Annotated in this window: 14 protein-coding genes and 7 pseudogenes; 16 read left to right on the top strand and 5 right to left on the bottom strand. The window is 68.0% G+C overall.

The genetic code is table 11. The features are described from left to right. Positions 1-217, bottom strand: a 217-nt coding sequence (locus CA983_RS08425) for a transposase (RefSeq protein ID WP_143645457.1), incomplete at its 3' end; no start/stop codon positions are given. Between the two features lie 133 nt (positions 218-350). Between CA983_RS08425 and CA983_RS47735 the strand changes: the two are divergent. Next, positions 351-755 (top strand): annotated as a pseudogene (locus CA983_RS47735) (transposase family protein); the annotation flags it as partial. Further along, on the top strand, positions 729-1,037 hold the full coding sequence (locus tag CA983_RS47125; protein WP_244206749.1) for an Hsp20/alpha crystallin family protein: 309 nt from the start codon (positions 729-731) through the stop codon (positions 1,035-1,037). The pseudogene CA983_RS47735 and the gene CA983_RS47125, both read left to right, overlap by 27 nt. Positions 1,038-1,167: 130 nt before the next feature. On the opposite strand, the gene CA983_RS08415 is transcribed toward CA983_RS47125, so the two are convergent. Continuing rightward, entirely contained in the window at positions 1,168-1,872 is a 705-nt protein-coding gene (locus CA983_RS08415) for a serine hydrolase (RefSeq protein WP_425276432.1), read from the bottom strand. 786 nt (positions 1,873-2,658) lie between these two features. On the opposite strand from CA983_RS08415, the pseudogene CA983_RS08410 reads away from it, so the two are divergent. Both CA983_RS08410 and CA983_RS08400 read left to right on the top strand, forming a co-directional pair. Then, a pseudogene (locus CA983_RS08410) lies at positions 2,659-3,335 on the top strand (transposase); the annotation flags it as partial. Between the two features lie 894 nt (positions 3,336-4,229). Then, positions 4,230-4,496, top strand: coding sequence for an alpha/beta fold hydrolase (locus tag CA983_RS08400; protein ID WP_244206746.1), 267 nt, complete (start codon positions 4,230-4,232; stop codon positions 4,494-4,496). Positions 4,497-4,843: 347 nt separating this feature from the next. Here the strand turns inward: CA983_RS08400 and CA983_RS45770 are convergent, their stop codons facing one another. Next, positions 4,844-5,344: a hypothetical protein gene (locus tag CA983_RS45770; protein WP_143645464.1), complete on the bottom strand. Its 501-nt coding sequence runs from the start codon at positions 5,342-5,344 to the stop codon at positions 4,844-4,846. A gap of 64 nt (positions 5,345-5,408) precedes the next feature. On the opposite strand from CA983_RS45770, the gene CA983_RS08390 reads away from it, so the two are divergent. From CA983_RS08390 to CA983_RS49145, 3 genes and pseudogenes are all read left to right on the top strand, one after another. After that, the gene (locus tag CA983_RS08390) at positions 5,409-5,600 is read left to right on the top strand and encodes an Lsr2 family DNA-binding protein (protein ID WP_425276431.1); all 192 of its coding nucleotides are present in this window, start codon (positions 5,409-5,411) and stop codon (positions 5,598-5,600) included. A 178-nt stretch (positions 5,601-5,778) separates the two neighbouring features. Further along, positions 5,779-6,037, top strand: a pseudogene (locus tag CA983_RS08385) (SpoIIE family protein phosphatase); the annotation flags it as partial. Between the two features lie 147 nt (positions 6,038-6,184). Further along, a pseudogene (locus CA983_RS49145) lies at positions 6,185-6,425 on the top strand (transposase); the annotation flags it as partial. Between the two features lie 22 nt (positions 6,426-6,447). Here the strand turns inward: CA983_RS49145 and CA983_RS08375 are convergent. Both CA983_RS08375 and CA983_RS49425 read right to left on the bottom strand, forming a co-directional pair. After that, positions 6,448-7,320, bottom strand: coding sequence for an alpha/beta hydrolase (locus CA983_RS08375; protein ID WP_086600244.1), 873 nt, complete (start codon positions 7,318-7,320; stop codon positions 6,448-6,450). 518 nt (positions 7,321-7,838) lie between these two features. Continuing rightward, a pseudogene (locus tag CA983_RS49425) lies at positions 7,839-8,899 on the bottom strand (IS630 family transposase). Positions 8,900-9,218: 319 nt separating this feature from the next. Here CA983_RS49425 and CA983_RS08360 point away from each other — a divergent pair. The 9 genes and pseudogenes from CA983_RS08360 to CA983_RS47725 all read left to right on the top strand — a co-directional run. Beyond that, a complete protein-coding gene (locus CA983_RS08360; protein ID WP_086600232.1) occupies positions 9,219-9,968 on the top strand; it encodes a hypothetical protein in 750 nt (249 codons plus the stop codon). 482 nt (positions 9,969-10,450) lie between these two features. Then, positions 10,451-10,766: pseudogene (locus CA983_RS49420) on the top strand (LysR substrate-binding domain-containing protein); the annotation flags it as partial. A 354-nt stretch (positions 10,767-11,120) separates the two neighbouring features. Further along, the gene (locus CA983_RS08350; protein WP_086600231.1) at positions 11,121-12,341 is read left to right on the top strand and encodes a hypothetical protein; all 1,221 of its coding nucleotides are present in this window, start codon (positions 11,121-11,123) and stop codon (positions 12,339-12,341) included. Further along, positions 12,338-13,612: an MFS transporter gene (locus CA983_RS08345; RefSeq protein ID WP_086600230.1), complete on the top strand. Its 1,275-nt coding sequence runs from the start codon at positions 12,338-12,340 to the stop codon at positions 13,610-13,612. The genes CA983_RS08350 and CA983_RS08345 overlap by 4 nt, the downstream gene beginning before the upstream one ends. An 84-nt stretch (positions 13,613-13,696) precedes the next feature. Beyond that, positions 13,697-14,398 (top strand): SRPBCC domain-containing protein, encoded by a 702-nt coding sequence (locus CA983_RS08340; RefSeq protein WP_158101847.1) that lies wholly within the window; start codon positions 13,697-13,699, stop codon positions 14,396-14,398. 10 nt (positions 14,399-14,408) lie between these two features. Next, a complete protein-coding gene (locus tag CA983_RS08335; RefSeq protein ID WP_086600228.1) occupies positions 14,409-14,948 on the top strand; it encodes a flavin reductase family protein in 540 nt (179 codons plus the stop codon). A gap of 9 nt (positions 14,949-14,957) precedes the next feature. Then, on the top strand, positions 14,958-15,986 hold the full coding sequence (locus CA983_RS08330; RefSeq protein WP_086600227.1) for an aldo/keto reductase family protein: 1,029 nt from the start codon (positions 14,958-14,960) through the stop codon (positions 15,984-15,986). Positions 15,987-16,523: 537 nt separating this feature from the next. After that, positions 16,524-18,473, top strand: a complete 1,950-nt coding sequence (locus CA983_RS08325; RefSeq protein ID WP_143645463.1) for an AfsR/SARP family transcriptional regulator — start codon at positions 16,524-16,526, stop codon at positions 18,471-18,473. Between the two features lie 63 nt (positions 18,474-18,536). Beyond that, positions 18,537-18,755 (top strand): annotated as a pseudogene (locus CA983_RS47725) (hypothetical protein); the annotation flags it as partial. Between the last annotated feature and the right edge of the window lie 33 nt (positions 18,756-18,788).

Raw genomic sequence — 18,788 nt, 5'->3', positions numbered from 1 at the left:
AGACCCCGGCGTCCCGCCAGACGCGAAAGCGCCCGTAGACGGTCGCCCACGGTCCGAACTCGGAGGGCATCTCGCGCCACTGGGCGCTGGACCGAAACCGCCAGATCACCCCCTCGAACTGCTCCCGCAGCCGCTCGGGGTACGGACCGTACTCGCCTATCGGCAGGTACGGCTCGATGAACTCCCACTGCTCGTCTGTGAGTTGCCTACGTGTCACACCCAGCGTCCTACCGCATCCCGCCCCCGCACGGGGCCAGAACCCGAGATTGATCACGACCTCACACACGCCCTAGACGAGTAGTTCCGAATGCGGGGTTCTCAGACGTCGCGAGGGTGTCCAACATCGGGTTGTGACGACCGAGTTAGACACCCTCTTGACCGCACTCTACGTGCATGTCGATGACCATCTAAAGACCCCGCGATGGCGTGGCCGGCCGCCCCGGCTGACTGACGCGGAACTGATCACACTGGCCGTGGCCCAAGCGATGCTCGGCTTCCACTGCGAGGCCCGCTGGCTGCGCTTCGCCCACGCCCACCTGCACGGGATGTTCCCGTACCTGCCTCAGCGCCCGGCCTACAACAAGCGCCTACGGGCTGCCCTTCCGCTGGTCAAACGTGCGATCCGCTCGCTGGCGGCCGACACCGACCTGTGGCTGGACGACATGTGGATCGTGGACTCCACGCCCGTCGAGTGCGCCCGCTCGCGTGAGACCGTCAAGCGCTCCGACCTGGCCGGCTGGGCCAACGACGCCTACCTCATCGAGGTCGACGTCCCGGGCGTCAAGCGGGACGACATCAACGTCGAGATGAATGACCGGGAGATCTCCATCACCGGCGAGTACAAGGAGCGCGAACGCAGCGGCGTCCTGCGCCGCCGCACACGCCTGACCGGCCGGTTCGAGTACCGCGCCGTGCTGCCCGGCGACATCAACCCCGAGAACGTCGACGCGACCCTCAGCGAGGGCGTGCTGACCGTCAAGGTGCCCAACACCGAAGCCGCCAAGCCCCGCCGCATCGAGATCACAGCCGGCAACTGACCACATCCCCCGCATCGCCCGGCCGGGCTGCTTCCCTGCGCCCCGGCCGGACACGGAGGACTTCCGTGCGGGGGTGGCAGCCGTTGCGGTCGGGGCCCAGGCAAGCGGAAGCGCCCTCCCGCCGGACCGCTTACTGCGGCCAGGGGCGGACGTGTGCGCTGGCCGCGCCAATCGCCGCTCTCGCCGCCCGTTCGACCAGCGAGATCCCGCTTTCCATCGACGCGTTGCCGCCACTGAGGACCGAAACCAGGTACCGGCGCCCGTGCACCGTGACCTGACCGATGCTGTTGATGACCCACAGACCGGTTGTGCTTCGCTGCACCCAGCCGTTCTTGAGGGCCCATCGGGATCCTTGAGGGCCGGCCGCGGAGACCCCCCAGTCCTGGTCCTGCGCGACCTGGCCCATCAGGTCGCGGATGTAGGCACGGGACACCTGACTCAGCCCGTCGGGCGAGCGGGCGGAGGCCATCGGCCCTCGGGAGAAGACCGCGCGCAACAGCTTGACCTGGTCCGTCGCCGTGGTCTGGGTGAGCCCCCAGCTGATGCCGGGGCCGCCCCGTGTCGAGGAAAGCCCCAGCCGTTCGTTCGCCGCGTCGAGGCCTTCCGCCTCGCCGATCGCCCGCCACAGCGAGTTCGCCGCCTCGTTGTCGCTTGTCCGGATCATTGCCTCGGCATCCCGACGCTCCGCGGCTGTCAGCTCGCGGTGCTCGTCCTGCGCCTGGAGCAGCAGGGTCGCGAGGATGCCCACCTTGATGATGCTCGCCGTGTCAAACGTCGCGTCCGGCCTGTAAGACGCGATCTCCTGGTTGCCGCTGTCCTGGTCGAGCACCGCCACCGCCAGCCGTGTGTTGCCGCCCGGCAGGATTGTCCTGAGCGCCCTCGCGAGAGTCGCGCCGCGGTCTCTTCGCGGCGGTGCCGCTGGCCCCGGGGCCGGCTCACCCGCCCGCGCCAAGGGCGCCTGCGCCTCGTAGGGCGGGCCGATGGCGGAACAGGCGGCGAGCGACGCCACGACTGCGGTTGCGGTGCAGGCCCTCAGCGTGTGCGCGCGGAGGCCGCGCTTCGTGGGCGTCCGGTTCTGTCCGTCGGGCATGGTGGGGCAGGCCTCGGTATTCCTGTGCAGAGAGATGGCGAGCAATCGGAAAATATGACAAGCCGGACGCGATGATGGTGATTCACACCAGGACAGGCGTGTCGGATCCCGAGGCAGCCGCCACAAAGTCAGTGACTTTTGAGCACTTACCCGCGGCCCTGCACGAGGGAAATCCCGCGTGCGCCGTACAACCAAGTTTCCGTTCGCGAGTCGGGCATCGTCGACCTTAGTCAGGCCGTTATCGACCTCCCTGAGGAGGACTTCGTCCTCCCCTCACAGGAAGGYTGASGAACCCGCCCGGTCGATGAGGGCCGCTCGGCGGGCGCGGCRATAMCGCCGGCGGGAACCGCGGMTTCGTCCCCCTCYCCAGCCTCGCCCGGWCCGCGRAAAGCGCCGGGCCACGGGGTGGGGAGGGGGAAGGCTCCGCGGTTGCCGTTCTGGGCGGCCGTCTCGGATCGATCCCGGCCGGGATCGCGGGTCCGTCTTCGAGTGTCGGCGTACGTGCCTGACGACTCCTCGGGTACCTGTGCGTCCCTGGAACGGGTTCTGGGGCCGCGGTTGCAGCATCCGGCCGTCCCCACGCTGCTGGAACGGTTCGGCCCCGGCCCAGATACGCAAGGCCGGCCGGCTGGCCACCCTGCTGCGGCCGAAGGCGCCGAGGATGGCCAAGCGGCAGGTCGAGGAGATCTTCGCCGCCCTGGACGAGCAGACCGTGACGGTCCCGGGCACCGAGGCGGCCACGCTGATTATTTCGAGCCTGGCCTCATCCCTGACTGCCGTACTCGACCAGCGGAGACTCTTGGCTGGGCGGATCGAGGAACTCCTGGATGCCCACCCTCTTTCCAAGGTCCTGACGTCGATGCCCGGCATCGGCGTCAGGACGGGCGCACGGATCCTGATCGAGGTCGGAGACGGCAGCACCTTCCCGACGGCCGGCCACCTCGTCGCCTACGCCGGGTTTGCACCCGCGACCCGCAGCTCGGGGTCCTCAATCCGCGCCGAACAGCCATCCCGGAAGCAGCTCAAACGGGCCTTCTTCCTCGCCGTTCGCCGCACTCGGCGACCCGGCATCGCGCACCTACTACGACAAGAAGATCGCCCAGGGCAAAAACCACACCCAAGCACTGCTCTGCCTCGCCCGACGACGAGCCGACGTCCTCTTCGCCATGCTCCGCGACGGAAGCGTCTACGAACCCCAGACATCCTGAGCGAGGTGAAGGCAACCAATACCGGCTGCGGGCGGAACCACTACATCTGGTGGACCTCCACGGAGAACCCTTCTGCCAGGACAGAGTTCAGGTGGTCCGCATGCGCACCCAACCATTGGCGAGCGTCAGAGAACCGTGCCGTCAGTTCGACGAGCACGTAATCCTCGGAACCGTCCGTCGACCCACCACAGACGCAACAACGCAGGCGCTGGCTCACCAAGCCTGTCCACTCCGGTCCGTCCCCGCCCACTGCCACCGCCTCATCAACATCCACGGAGCACATCGTTCCAGACGCCCTGCAACAGCACCCATCCACCTTGACCAAAGAGATAGGGGCACCCCCCGTGGGAACGGTCATCCCGGATCCGGCAGACCGCGCCCGCACACACGGCGCCGCGCACCAGGTTGTCCCTGCGCGCGGGGATCTTTGTCCCGCCTGGCAGGGATCTTTGATGTCGAAGCCGGCACCGCTGGTTATCTAGGGGCCGGGGGATCTCCCCTGGCCAAGGGCATGATCGGCGATGCAGGCATGTAAGGCACGTAGACGGAAGCCTGCATGCGGGCCGCTGACCGGCCAGCCGCTCCTGTCTTCATCCCGTGCCCGGCAAGGGCCCGCGATCTCTTGTCCCCTCAGGGTCTTGCGCACAACGCAAGCGGGGCGGGTCGAACGAGTGCAGGCAGCCCCCAGGCGGCGTAACTGCGCATGCGGGCTTCGGGAGTGACCGATGTGCTGGAGTGCCGTCGGCTGCCGGGTCCCCGCGTCGTTGTCGGCGGGGAGGCCCGGGGCATCCCGCTCCAGTGCCTCCGCCCAGTGCGGTGATCGTCATGCCGCAGGTTCAGAGTGTGTGCGGCGCGGCGGTAGTCGATCAAGGGGCTGGCAGTGGAGATGATGGGGTGGGAGGTGTAGTCCATGGGCGAGCACGTCGACGCCAACGGAACCACGATCTGGATCGAGAGCCGGGGCCAAGGGCTGACATCCTGCTGATCGCGGGGCTGAGCGACCCCGCCGAGGCGTGGCAGGCGCAGCTCGACGGGCTGTCGGACCGGTACCGGGTCATCACCTTCGACAACCGAGGGTCGGGGCGGACGCCGTTGCCCGACGGACCCATGTCCGTGGCCATGATGGCCGACGACGCGGCAGAACTGCTCCCCTTGGCCTGACGGCCCATGGGTGGGACCCGTGTGCGGGCCGCGGTGATCAACCAGGGCCGCAGGTGCCGCCCGGTTGGCCTGCTGCAACGGTGGGGAAGAGGCCGAAGAGCGGCCGTATGGCCTCCCGGCTGAGGCACACGCCACCGATGGCGAGGCTCGCAGCGGCATGACATCCCCAGGCTCATGACCGACCGGCCTGCCACGCCGAAACGGGCATGCGCAGAACGGCGTCCTCATACCGATGGCCCGCTGGTACGCAGATTCGACCGTAGACGCGCACGCCGGATCGGGCTCCTGGGCCAGCCGAATCGGTGCCCAGCCCAGCCCCCTGACCGCCTCGCCGCGGGGCAGACCGGTCAGGCGGTGACGGCAAAAGCGGCGATGACGCTGCTCCAGGCCAGCACCACCATCGCGGCGCGCATGAGGTCGCTCACTGTCGGGCGCCGATGGGCGCGAAGGACGGCACAGTCGACCTGGTGCAGGCGGGGCAACCGCAGCCAGCAGGTGCCAAGCAGTCGCGCCTGCGAGGGCATCACTTCGTCTCTCACGGCTGGGCCAACGACCCGGACCGGGGAGCGGTGCGTACGGCCGCCGCAATCACCCGATTGGCTCACGCTGCGCTGTGCAGGCGATGGCGATCCGGTGTCCTGGGCAGAGGCAACATCCACCCTGGGAGGCCCCCGATGTACGAGATGTTTCCCGGGCTCGACGAGCAAGGCATAGCCGTGGTGTGGCACCTGAAGGCCAAACAGAGCACGCAGGCCCTGTGCGGACAGCTGCTCGCCGAAGGCATCGAGCACATCGAGCCCCCCCATCACGACACAGGCGGAAACCGCCCCCCACTGTCGGCCGTGCATGACCTCATTCTCCCAACTGGTGGACCAGCCCAGTTGAGCAGGAAACTACGACAAACTGGACGCGGTGCTTCGGCCGTTCGTCGAGAAGGGTCGGAAGGTGGGCCGGACGAGGGAGACGGGTCGGGTACGCAGGGGCGCCGCGGTCGGTCCCAGTGCGGAAGAGGTTCGCGCGTGGGCTCGTGCGAACGGCCATCAGGTGAATGACCGCGGCCGCGTCCCCAGGGGAATCCGAGAGGCGTTCGAGGCCGCCCACTGACCCACGAACGACCCCCCGGCGTAATGCTGCGAGGTCGAAGTGCGAGCGAAGGTCCCGGGCGTGCGCCACGGGCTCTGGCAGTGAAGACGTCCCTGAGGTTCGGCGTACGGAGTCGTGTTGCTCAACGACGGTGACACGCTGGCATCAGGCGCGCGAGCCGTTCCTCGGACCGGCACCGGCTATCGAAGTGGCGCTCGGCGCCCGCCCCTACCACGTCCCCCGCCCCCAGGCCGGCCTGCCCTACACACCCGGCGACACCCTCCTGCTGTACACCGACGGACCCATCGAACGCCGCGACGAGGACATCCACACCAGCCTGGCCCGCCTGACCGCAGCCCTCCCAGGACAGCACCCTCGCCCCCGACCAACTCGCAGACGCCCTGCTCACTCGCCTCGGCATCACCAGCGGAGCACCCGAAGACATCGCCCTGGTCGTCACCGCCTTTGACGCCGCGAGACCTCGGCAGCTTCCCGCGCGGCCCCTGGTGGGGTGGCTGAACAGCATGTGTCTGGCTGCGGCCCGTGGAAATCACTCTGCGTCCCGTGACTCCGTTCGGGGATCGGAAACAGCTACGAAGGACACCCGGGTCGCCGACTGGGCTGTCGCCAACAACGTCGAGATTGCCTACACGCCGACCAACAGCTCCTGGCTGAACCGCATCGAGGCCCAGTTCACGGCCCCTGCGCTACTCCGCTCTGGACGGCACCGACCACGCTAGCCACAAGAAGCAGGGCAGCATGATGCGCCGCTACATCATCCGGCGGAACCGGCACGCCGCCAACGAACGCCCACGTGAGGTCGTGAATAGGGTGAATGTTGCCTGATGCGGCACTAGCTCCGTGCCGGTCAGCCGCCTTGCCACGCCTGGTGAGCCCGAGCGGTAAGACACTCCTCCGCAAATGCGAATACTTTGAGGTGGTATGCGCGGGCGGCCCAGCCGAGGCTGATGTTGTGGCCGGCGTGCGGGAGATGGTCGACGACGACCCGTGGAGCTGCGGACAGCCGTCCCATCAGGTCGGCGAGGTCATCATCCTCACGGCCCCACCAAGCCTCATGTTGCGCGAAGGTGAGCCGGACGGGGACGCGGACTCGCGGCAGGATCCCCGCCGACAGCCGCATCCAGCTCGTCACTGCACTGAGCTCTTGAGCCGGCATGGGCACCGCGACCGTTTGGCCCATCCGGAACGTGTCGGGCGGATACAGGCTCAGGGGCCCCCAGTTCCGGTGCCGCAGTCCCTCGCCGCTGTCGGGGCTGAGCTGGCTGGCGTGCACGGTCAGTCGGCGACCGCACCCGGAGACATCCACGCCCAGTAGTCCCGACGCGTCCCAGCCGGCGGCTACAGCGAAGGCGACCTTGGCGCCGAAGGAATGACCCAGCACCAACGTGCCCGTGCCCTGGGCGTGGGCACCTGTGAAGGCTGTGATCGCCGCACGCACGGTGGCGGCCTGTGGGGCGAGTCTCTGTCCGCTCGGAAGGCGGGCGGCGGACGCTCCGTAACCCGGGCGGTCCAGTGCCAGCACCGTGTAGCCCAGATGCGCTCCCAACGTCAGCAAGGACACATCGGGGTGCGCCTGGCCGTCGAAATACCCGGCATTCATGCCGCCTCCGTGCAAAGCGACGATCACAGCGCGCGGCGGGTCCTGTACTGGCTCACTCAGCAGGCCCGACAGGGTGATGCAGTCCGCATCGATGGTGACCGGACGTACCCCGGGAGACAGCTTCCGGTGATGCGGTGCCGACGCAGCCAGTGACGTCCGGCCGGCAGGCTGCACATTCAACCGGATCTCAGTCACGGCACGCCCCTGACACCGTGTAGCAGTACTGGCCAGGCCCTGACCGTCTGCCGTCGCTGGCCACGACGTGACCCGGCGGCCTCCATACCGCGAAGGCGCCGCGACGGCTGCGTGGGCGGACATCCATGATGCCCAGCATGCCCCGTGAGCCAGTCGCTGCCGCCTCGATGCGGCCATATGCCGTATCCCCTCGGGGTGGCGTCGGGTCTGTGGGCGGCGGCACAGTTTGCCAACGACCGGGAGCTATGCTGTGACCTGCGGCCACCGTCTCTTCGTCAGTCCACACAAATCACGATGATCAACGGTGGTCGCACTGTCTCTGCGGCGGCCCGGCCACGGTGAACTGGCCATACCGTACGGTCAACGGCATGACAGTGGAGGATTCGAAGGCCCCCAAGCCCCGGGTCCAGTTGGTTATTACTGACCTTGAATGCGTGATGTCGTCATGGTGGCTGGCGTCGGAGGCCGGTGCCGGTGAGGCAGCCGTCGAGGACGTCGTGGCGGTACTGGAGCTGGCGTAGGCCGCGTCGGACGGCAGTGATCAGGTCATCGGGGTCGGCGAAGGCTCGGTTGGCTACGCAGGTGCGTCGCAGAACGGACCAGATGCCCTCGACCGGGTTGAGGTCGGGTGCGTAGGGCGGCAGTTGGAAGACAGTGAGCCAGTCGCGGTCGGCGATGCAGCGGCGCATGCCGGCGGTGAGGTGGGTGTTGAGGTTGTCCCAGACCAGCACGATCGGGCCGCCAAGCTGCTGGTGGGCGGTTTGGATGAGGTCGCGGTAGTCCTTCCAGGAGAGGCTTTTGCGCCCATCGGGCCGGGCGTCCGGGCAGGGCCGGTAGATCAGCCGTGAGGATTGGCCGGTCTTGTAGCAGGTCAGGGCGGCCACCGATAAGCGGCGGCGGGAGCGGCCTGTGACGCGGACGACGGGGGTGTGGCCGCGGCGGGACCAGGTRCGGGTGGTCGGCGGCGTCRTCGAGAATCCGGCTTCGTCCTCGAAGACGAGCCAGRCRTCGAGCGCCGCCACGGTCCTTCCACCTGGGGCCAGGTCTCCTTCATCCAGCCGGCCACCAGGTTCTCGTCCCGCTCGATCGCCCGCCGGGCGGGGACCTGGCAGCTCCAGCCGTGCCGCTTGAGCAGCGCGGCCACCCCTTGCACGGTGYACCTCTTGTGGAAGCGGCGACCGATCAGCGTCCTGATCCGCGACAGGGTCCAGGTCTGCTCCGGCCACCCATGTGCCACCGGCCCCTTGTCCAGCTCACGCTCCAGCACGGCAAACAGTTCGTCGCTGAGCAGCGGCAGCGACGCCGGGCCCTTCGAGGCCAGGGCTTTCGGCCCGTCCTGCGACCACGCCTTGCGCCAGCTGTACCGACCGGACGCTGACCCGCAGATCGCGGGCGATGACCGTGTTCTCGTCGCCCCGCCTGAACCGCTCAGCCGCCTCCAACCGCACCTGCTCCCGAAGGCCCGCCGTTCGTCGGTCAGCCCGCCCCCTTGCGCATACCGCATGCGGTCGGCATACCGCAGGGATCACGAGACGTCAGCCCCTACGACACCCCGCTTTGAAGGTCAGTAGATCAGCGAGGAACAGCGGGAATCACGGTGAAAGCAGCCGCGTCCGACGAGCCCACGGTCGGGCTGTTCACCATGGTCAGCACACAACCCGGCCGCACTTGATCGCAGCTTCCCAAGCTGATGTTCGAGAGCTGACACAGATCTTGTGCTCCGACCGGGGCGCGCTTGCGGCGTGTCCGCTGGCGACACCAGACTTCATGCTCGTGCTCGCTGAATCCAGCAGGAGCCGATTGACGGGAGACGGGGGAACGACATGACGGCCTGGAGACGCTTGCGACGCGACCTGCGAGGTCGGCGCAACCTTGACGTCTACGCCACGATCGCCGTTGCCCTGGGCACCAGCATCTTTGCGGCCATCGACCTGGCTCCCACGGAGAAGATCATGGCCGCCGTCCTAGCGGTTCTCGCTGTCCTGGCCTTCAGCACACTGGCCACCCGCACCATGGTCGAGGACCTGGCCCGCTCCGGTGCCAGCGGCGGGGTCCGCTTCCTGTCCGACTTCCCCGAGGACATCAAGGAACGGCGCGAGAGATCCACCGACCTCTATCTCATCGGTGTCAGCTTGAGCCGAACTCTGGAGACCTCCCACCGGGCGTTCGAAACCACCCTGTCGTCGGGAGGCCGTATCAGAATCCTGCTCACCGACCCGGACGCGGACAATGCAGCGGTAACCACCCAGAACCGTACGACACGACCGCGCCCCGACGAAATCAGGGACGAGATCCGCCAGTCCCTGCGCCTGCTCCAACGCCTGCATGCGGAGACCGGAGGACGGCTGGAGGTACGCACCACCCGCACCGCGCTCAAGTTCGGCTTGAACTACCTCGACGTGCACAGGGCGAACGCACTGCTGTGTGTGCAGCTCTACTCCTTCGATGTGGCGGGCGAGTCGCGCCCCATCTTCACGCTCACCTTGACAGACGATCCCTGGTTCGAAATCTTCCGTGAGCAGGCGGAACGGCTGTGGGACGCTTCCCAGCCGGTCCTCACCCCCCAGCCGTAGTCCGTCTCAGTTACCGTCTCATTCAGCCCGGTTCACGGCCGTTCAGAGAGGACCGCAAGCCAGCTGTGATCCACGGTCCAACCGCCCATGAACACAGGTGAACGCACCCGTACACGGCGCAACGCCCCACCAACACAGTTGGAAAGCGTTTGGGGGCAACCCCTCACGAGTTCGAATCTCGTATCCTCCGCCAGTGCCTCACCGGGCACGATGTCGAAGGGCCCCACCGTTCGCGGTGGGGCCCTTCGACGTGTCTCGGTCTCCGTTGCCCTGGCTTTGTTTTGTCCGCAGGGGCGTTTCCGGGGCTCCCCAGATGGCTTCGGCGATCTTCCGGGCTACGTCCTTGAGCATGGCGCCGAGCACAGGAGGTACCTCGCTCGCATGCGTGCGGAGGTGCCGGCTCCCGTTCCATGATCTGGTCGATGACGCGGACTCTGTCTGCATGAGCACCAGCCCCGGCCGCAGCGGCCGACTCCCCGCGGCCGGGCGCGGGCCCGCTGCGCGACTACTGGCTCGACCTCGCTCGACCTCGCTCGACCTCGCTCGAAATCGACGAACGCGCCGACCGGCCCGCGTCGGCGCGGAGGTCGCGAGCACGGAGGAGACGTACGAGGCCCTGGTCGCGGGCCGGGGCGTGTGCCGGGTGGCTACGGGCGACGCGCCGTTGGTAACGCTGGGGGTCTGGTGACACGGCCGATGCGCGGGGTCGCCCCCAACCGCTACGTCCTGGCCTGGCGGAAGACGGACGGGCGACGGCCGCTCACGCGGGGATACACGGAGGCGTACCGCCGGATCACCGGGCTGCCGGGGTCAGCGGCCGAGCACCCCAGGAGCCGACTTCGGCACCAGCTGCTCGGGCGGGCGGGTCGGGCACCGCTTCGCCGCAATCTCAGTTGCGACGAAGCGATCGCGAAGTGCCCGTTCCTACGTTCTTGCTCGAGAGCTGCGAAGGGCAGTTGGTGACACAGCAGGCCGCTCACAGTTCTCCTCTGGCCAACAACTTACCAGGTGAGGGGGTGTCCTGACATGAGCGAGGTCTACAACTTCAGCGAGGTCTACTGAGTCGAGCCCATGGCTGGACTGTGACTCGGTCGAGGCGGGAGAAGCCATCCCTCCGGGACCTTCTCCCGCCTCGGCCCATGAGGAGAATCCATGTCGGACTTGCACACGTATCCGCGCAATGACGATGTCGTATGGACCGACCTGGACTTCCGGCCGGCGGTTGAGCTGGACACCGTGCGACTGCAGCGGATCTGGAGCGCCTGGTTCACTCTGACTCCCACGGTCGGAGGACCGCTGTGCGCGGAGAGCACGCCGCTGCTGCTCGCCCTGCTGCGTGACGAGACACTGGACGTCCTACCGCACTGCTCGTTGATCCTCCAAGGGGACGCGCGCTCGTGGCTGGCCCGGCAGACGAGGGCCGACGCGTTCCTGGGCCGGACGCCCGCGGAGGTGGCCGCGTCGACGGGGCTGGAAGGGTGGCGGTTTCTGAGCGACCAGGTCGCGGCATGGGCACATCAGTCAGTTCCACGGCGCGCGGTGCTCATCCGGCTCCTGACTCAGCTCGGCTTCTACGGGCCGGCATGGGAACTGGCGGAGAAGGGCGCGGGATCGGCGCATCCGGCGAGCGATTACCTCGACTACGAGGTCGCCAGAGCCCTGCGCCAGCATCTGCGCGACTCCACGACACCGGCCGACTCCTTCGCCCGACTGGCCACCGACGGCCGGACCCCATCGTTACGAGTGCTGTCCTGCACGCAGCTGATCTCCATCCTGCTGCGGGACCGTGACGGCGAACGCGGCAGCGGCTACTGGACTTCGTACGGCGAGGCACTGCTCCCTCTCCTGGCCGAGGAGGACCCCTGGGTGCACGCGCTGACTCTGAGCAGGTACTGGCGTGCCGCTGCCTTCCACCGGTTGACGGGCAAGGACACCGACGGTGCCCGGCAGGCGATGGACACTGCCTCCGCGGCGGACGAGGAAGCCGGGCGTCTGGCCGCCACCTCGCAGCAGTGGCACTGCGCCCGCGAGAACACCCGGCTGCTCATGGACGTCACGGTGAAGGCGGGCACGGCGGTGTTCTCCGCCGACCATGTGACCCAGTCCGCCCAGCGGTTGCTGGAGCTGGACGGCAACGAACCGTCGGCCCGCTACTTCCTCGCGGCCTGGCTGCAACGCACGGGCGACCTCAAGGGGGCGGCCGAGGAGTTCGAGCGAGGCGCTCGACTCGGCGCACTGCGCGGCGCCGGCTCCGCCTACCGCGCGGTGCAGTGCTACCAGGAGCTCGGCGACGAGGACGCGGTCGCCCGCACGACCCGGTTGCTGCTCGAACTCGACCCTGCAGCACATGTGCCCGAAGGCGCTACCAGATGACCACGACGCAGCAGAAACAGTCGACGGGCGGCCGACTCGGCCGAAACTTCTGGCTGTTGTGGAGCGGCTGGTCGATCTCCAGCGTGGGAAACGGGCTCACCGTCACGGCGCTGCCCCTGCTGGCCGCCGACCTGACCAGTGATCCGGCGACCCTGTCCCTGGTCGGCATCGCGGACAAGCTCCCGTGGCTCGTGCTCGCTCTGTTCGGCGGCGCGCTCGCCGACCGCTGGGACCGCCGCAGGGCCATGTGGATATCGGACGCGATCCGGTGCGCACTGCTCAGCCTGCTGGTCGTGGCCGTGCTCGGCGACTGGGCCTCCATTCCGTTGCTCATGCTGGTCGCCTTCAGCGTCACGGCCATCGAGACGGTGTACGACAGCTCGCGTGCGGCGATCCTCCCGATGGCGGTCTCGCGGGACCGGCTCATGCTGGAACGGGCGAACAGCAGGCTGATGACAGCCAACACGACCGCACTGAAGTTCGTGGGTCCGGCACTGGGCGGATGGCTGTACACCCTCGCGCGGGCCTTTCCGGTCGTCATCGACGCCATCAGCTTCGCGCTCAGCGCGCTCTTCTCCTTCCTGATGCGCGGGGACTTCCGCGCGAACGGTGGCACGGCGGCGAAGAGACGGCCCCGCGGCGCGATGCGAGCCGAGATCGCGCAAGGCGTGCGCTGGCTGGCCCGTCACCGCGTGCTCCGCACGTACACGCTGGTCGCCGGGCTGACGAACATGTGCACGGTCGGCCAGTTGGCCATGCTGGTCCTGTACGCACGGCAGGTCATGCACCTGAACGACGCCGCCTACGGCCTGCTGCTCGCCTCCGTGGCCGCCGGCAGCGTGACCGCGGGATTCACCTGCAGGGCGTTCACCCATCGGCTGGGACCCGCGCGGTCGGCGTTCGGCGGCACGCTGATGGGAGCTCTCGGCTTCACCATCCTGGGCTTCACCAGCTCGGTACCGATGGTGGCCCTGGGGCTGGCGATCACCGGCTACACGGCGATGACCTGGAACGTGACGACCGTCTCGATCCGGCAGGCCATCGTGCCCGAGGAGCTGACCGGACGGGTGAGCAGTGTCAATCGGCTCGTCGCCTTCGGGCTGATGCCGGTGGGCATCTTCCTCGCCGGGCAGATCGCGGCGCACACCGACCTCAGCACGGTCTATCGGGTGGGCGGCCTGTTCGCCGCGCTGGTCTCCCTCGTCGCCCTGCTGAAGCTGTCGAACGCACAAGTCGAAAAGGCCGTGAAGGACGTGACCGACGGCGGCTAGCCGCCGGATGACACCCGCCGGATGACACCCGCCGGATGACACCCGCCGGATGACACCCGCCGGATGACACATAGGGAGAGGGACATGCTGGAAACATCGACGGAACGCGAGATCAAGGTGGACAGGGCGCGGGTCTGGGCGGCCTGGACCGACCCCAAGGAGGTCCGGGCCTGGCTCAACCTCATTGACGTGGAAGTCCCCACCCAGCCGGGCGACAAGCTGCGCTGGCAGTTCAACAGGGGCGGCCGTATCGATCTCGTCTTCACGGCCACCCTGCGCGATATGGAGCCCCAGGAGTCCTGCGTCTACGACTGGGACGTGCCGGGCAACGACGAGTCGACCCGCGTGGTCGTCACCTTCGTCGAGCTGGACGAGGGCAGGACGAAGGTTCAGCTCACCCACTCGGGCTTCAACGACTCGCTGCGCTCCCGGCTCGAGTTCGACGCCTACGACCACCACTGGTGGCACTACCTGGAGCGGCTCGCCGCGTATCTGGAGCACCGGCCGTTCCAGTTCCACAAGACGCTGACGCCGCCGAAGACGGGCATCATCCCCCTGGGCGTCGCACCGGAGGTCGGGATGGTCGTCGCCGACGTGGCCATCAACTCCGCCGCGGAGTACGTCGGTATCAAGGCCGGTGACGAGATCCGCGCCATCGACGGCATTCAGTTGAAGGAAATGGAGGACTTCCACCGCTGGCTGGACGACGCCGAGGCGGGCCAGACCGCGACGTTCACGCTCCAGGACCGGACGGTCGAGCTGGTCCTCCGGCCCTTCACGTCCTGAACGAGCACGCATGGTTTCGGCCAATGAGTTCCGGACCGTGCTCGCACGGTTTCCCAGCGGGGTCACTCTCGTCACAGCACGAGGAGACCGCGGAGGCGCTCGCGGACTCACCGTGAGCGCCTTCTGTTCCGTGTCCTTGGACCCACCGCTCGTTCTGGCCTGTGTGGCACGGTCGGCGCGGACGCTGACCACCATCCACGAGGCGGGGCGCTTCGGAATCAGCCTTCTCGGCGAGCAACATCGCGCGCTGGCAAGCCTGTTCGCTACAAAGGGGACCGACAAGTTCAACGGCGAATGGACGGTGCTGGTGCCGCACGGTTCCCCAGTGTTGCCGGACGCGCTGTTCGCCATGGAATGCGCCGTGCACCGGACATTCCCGGTCGGTGACCACGAGGTGGTCATCGGGGCGGTCGAGATGGTCCGCATCGGCGAAGGAGTACCGCTGGTGTATCACGACAGGACCATGCGTCTCCTCGCTGACAGTCACCCCGGCGGCACCTTGGTGCCGGTCGACACGGCTGCGGCGCGCTCCTATGAGGAGAGAGGCTAGACAAGGTCAATGGAACATCGTCAGCTCGGCCGCAGCGGCCTGATGGTCAGCGAGGTCACGTACGGCAACTGGCTCACCCACGGCGAGCTGACCGGCCGCGAGCAGGCTTTGTCGTGTATTCGGGCGGCACTCGACGCGGGGATCACCACGTTCGACACCGCCGACGTGTACGCCCAAGGGGCCGCGGAGGAGCTGCTCGGGGCCGGCCTGCAAGGCACCAGGCGCTCCTCCCTGGTGATCACCAGCAAGGTGTGCCTGCCGACCGGGGACGGCCCGAACGACCGCGGACTGTCCCGCAAGCACGTCATGGAGTCCTGCGAGGCTTCCCTGCGCCGGCTGCGGACCGACTACATCGACGTCTACCAGGCCCACCGCTTCGACGAGCGGACGCCCGTCGAGGAAACACTGATCGCCTTCGACGACCTGGTGCGGCAGGGAAAGATCCTCTACCTCGGTGTCTCGGAGTGGACCGCCCAGCAGATCGAATCGGCCCTCACCATCGCGGCCGACCTCGGGTTGCGCAGCCGGATCGTGTCCAACCAGCCGCAGTACAACATGCTGTGGCGGATCATCGAGCCGGAGATCGTCCCACTCTGTCTGCGTGAGGGCATAGGTCAGCTGGCCTTCCAGCCTCTCGCGCAGGGCGTGCTCACCGGCAAGTACGGGCCCGGACAGGACTGGCCCGAGGACTCACGGGCGAACGCCGGTGGCCGGGCGCCCAGCTTCATCAACCGGGTCCTCGGCCGGGAACTGCTCAGCAGTGTCGAGAGTTTGCGCCCGATCGCCGCGGCGTCCGGTCTGTCACTCGCTCAGCTCGCCATCGCCTGGGTGCTGAGCAGGCCGGGAGTCGCCTCCGTCGTCGTGGGCGCCACCAAGCCCGAGCAGGTCAAAGAGAACGCGACGGGGGCGGGCAAGCCCCTCGATGAGGACGTACTCCGGCGGATCGACGAGGCCCTGGGTGATCTCATTGACCGCGATCCGGCGAAGACCGCCCAGATGATGGCGGTGAAACCGGCCTGGGCCGGGTCGCGGAGCTGACCTACGCGGACGTGTGATGCCCGGTCGGGTGGGCGAAGGCCCCCCGACCGGGCAGCTCTGTCTGCACTGCGCCGCGCAGGGCTTCCCGAGGGCGCTCTCCCCCGCGGAATGCCTATCCAGACAGACATTGCCCAACCCTGGTTGAACGCACCGGCACACCGAGCTGACCGGTGTTACCGTGAAACACGGGGGGTGTGTTTGTGGTGACCATGCTCAGACGACAGGTGCTTGCCGCAGGGCAGTTCGTGACCAACGGCCACCACCATCCCCGCAGAGACCGCACCGCGCTCGGTGTCACCGTCGAGCGAAAGTGGTCGTCCTCCGCCCTCCTGCCGCCCTAGTGCCGCAAGTCGCCGGCCAGCGCTGAGTTGTAGCCCGGCACTTCCCGCACGTCCGCCCGCGGCGGCTCACACCTGACTGTCAACGGGGGAGACCGGGCATGTCGCCCACACTCCCAGGATCCCGCGCGCACCACAAGTGAAGGCGTTCGGATCAGTTCGCAAACGCAAGTCGTGCCACCACAACGGGAGAAAGACATTGCGTGATCACGTTGAGTCCAGACCTTCGTTATCGACGCGCTTCGGCATCCTGGGTCCGCTCCTGGTGCGGGGCGGACATCAGCAGGTCGCGATCACGGGAAGGCGCCCACAGGCCGTCCTTGCCTGCCTGTTACTGGAACGAGGGCGCACCCTTTCCGACGAGGTGTTGATCGACGCTGTGTACGGGGGCCGTCCGCCTCGCAGTGCACGCAATCAGATTCAGCAGGCGGTTCATCATCTGAGGAGGCTCGGGGTTCCGGTCAGCCGCAGCGGAAACGGCTATGCCCTGTCGGCCGCGGATACGGAGATCGATGCCTTTGCCTTCCAGTCACACGTGCGTCGGGCCCGTGGGGCTGTGCAGGACGGACTGCTGGAGGAGGCGGCAACGCAATTCGGACTCGGCTTCGGCCTGTGGCGGGGCGAGGCGTTGACCGGGTTCGACACCCCGTACTTCCGGGAAGCGGCAGCCGCCTTGGAAGAGAGCCGCCTGACGGCACTTGCCGATCACGTGGAGACCCAGCTGGAATTGGGGCGACCGCATGAGGCCATCCCGGACCTGCGCAAGGCGGTCGCGGAGAATCCGCTGCGAGAACGGTTCCACAGCCAGCTCATGCTGGCGCTGTACCGGGACGGCCGTCAATCTGACGCGCTCGAGGTCTTCAGGAGCCTTCGCCTCAGCCTCGCCGAGGAACTCGGTGTGGACCCGAGCCCCGACCTCAACAGGCTTCATCAACGGATACTCACCCAGGATCCGTCTCTCGGCCACGTCAGGGCGGCGAGTTCCTCAGGTTCGCCGGGTTCCGCTGTTCCCAGGCAACTGCCGCCCGGGGCCCTTGTGCTGAACGGCAGGGAAGCGGAGCTGAGGAAGACCCGGCGGGCCCTGACCTGGGGTGGCTGCCCCGTGGTCGTACTCGCCGGATTCGGCGGAACGGGCAAGACGGCCCTGGCTCTCCACGCGGCCCACGCCGAAGCGGATTCCTTCCCCGACGGTCAGCTCTTCGCCAAGCTGGTCGGCGACCATGCACTCCCTGTTCCGCCGGAGGAGGTGCTCGGGATGTTCCTGCGTGCGCTCGGCCTGCACGACTCCGATGTGCCGGTCGGGCTGCAGGAACGTGCTGCCCTGTTTCGCACGCAGACCGCGGGCAAGCGGATTCTGGTCGTCCTGGACGATGCCCGCACCCTGAAGCAGATACGGCCGCTGCTGCCGAGCGCGGCCGGATGCGCGGTCATTATCACCACCCCGTCATGGGAGGTCATCCAGCCGGAGTGGGAATTGATCAAGGTCGATCCCCTGGGACCGGCCGATGCGCGGAGTCTGCTGGAGCGAAGTGTCGGCCGGGACCTCCTGGAGGCCGAACCCCAAGCCTTGCAGGAAGTGCTCGACCGATGCGGGGGACTCCCGCTCGCCCTGGAGATCGTGGCGGTCCGGATGGCCAGCGGGCAGGCCTCGGTCAGGCGTATCGCCGAGCGGCTCGCCGATCGCGACAGGTTGCTCGAGGAGCTCACTGCGGGCGACCGGACCGTTCGCGCGGTCCTGGAGGTCGGCTACCGAGCACTGGACGCGGAACCGCGATCGCTCCTGCGGAAGATCGGCCTCTTCGGCCATGGCGAGTTCACCGTCGACATGGCCGCGGCTCTGGGGGGCACCTCCGCGACGGACGCCGAATATCTGTTGGAGGACCTGACCGACGCTCACTTCCTGTTCCCCGCGCGCGCGACCGCACCGGGCGAGGTGACCTACCGCTGCCACGACATGGTGCTGGCCTTCGGCCACGAACTCTCGCTCGCGGAGGACACGACGGAAGCGCGGGCGGCCGCTCTGGAAAGGGCGTACGCCCGGCTGATGCATGAGACGCGCCAAGGCACCCCTGTCCGCCGGACCGAATACCCCGCACTCACCGCTGCGTGCGGGCCCCCCGCAAAGCGGATGCCCAGTTCCGCTGCCTGAGACACGGCTGCGCCGTGGCCAAGAACACCCTGTGACCCGCTGACTGGCCGGCCACAGGGTGTCTCCGCGTTCGACAGCCACGACCCGGCCGCACTGCAGAAGCACCGGGCAGCGATCACCGACGAGCCGGTACCGCTCGTGGCGGTCTCCCGCAGCGGGATCGGTTGTTCCGGCCTTCAGGCGGGGTACGGCCCCGAGCAACTGCTCTGGGGGCACGCTCGTGGCTCGGAAACCCGGTCGCGTACCCCCGCGTCCATCGGCTTCTGGAGCTCGGCGAGGTAGTCCGGGGTGCGCGGAGAGCCCGGGCACGGGGTC

The organism is Streptomyces swartbergensis (genome assembly GCF_002148965.1).
GTDB classification, from domain to species: Bacteria; Actinomycetota; Actinomycetes; order Streptomycetales; family Streptomycetaceae; genus Streptomyces; species Streptomyces swartbergensis.
Note: the sequence above shows the minus strand (reverse complement) of the source record. Positions and strands in the feature narration are given on the sequence as shown.